The following is a 447-nucleotide window of genomic DNA, read 5'->3' as shown; positions in this document are numbered from 1 at the left end:
AAACGGTGCTGGTATCGATGGTGTCGTTAACAGTGGTGACAGCGGGTGTATCGCTGGTGACCAGATTCTCGAAATTGCCACCGGTCGCGCCTTTGATCGTCGCTTCGACGGTGCCGGCGTCTTTGTAGACGTCATCGGATGGTGCCGGGACGGTCACGGTGCCGGTGGTTTTACCGGCATCGATGGTGATCACGGAGCCGTTGCTCAACGTCACCGAGACCGGTGTGCCAGCCGCGGTGGTCAGGGTCGCGGTGTAGGTGATCTGGCCACCTTCGGCCACCGAGTTGGTGGCGCTCAGGCTGAGATGGGTGGTGTCCGCTGTGTCGGTGATCGAGGTGTCGGCTGACTTGCCGTCGACTTCCAGCTTCTCGTAGTTGCCGCCCTTGGCATCGTCGATTTTTACGCTCAGCGAACCGCCGCCCGACAAAGCGTCGTTTGGCGCAACGA

General features: G+C 61.1%; 1 protein-coding gene. It reads right to left on the bottom strand.

The genetic code is table 11. From position 1 onward, the window contains the following. On the bottom strand, positions 1 to 447 hold a 447-nt coding region (locus AACY49_RS31060; RefSeq protein WP_339528152.1), incomplete at both ends, for an immunoglobulin-like domain-containing protein.

This window comes from Pseudomonas sp. EL_65y_Pfl2_R96 (genome assembly GCF_963970905.1).
Lineage (GTDB): Bacteria > Pseudomonadota > Gammaproteobacteria > Pseudomonadales > Pseudomonadaceae > Aquipseudomonas.
Note: the sequence above shows the minus strand (reverse complement) of the source record. Positions and strands in the feature narration are given on the sequence as shown.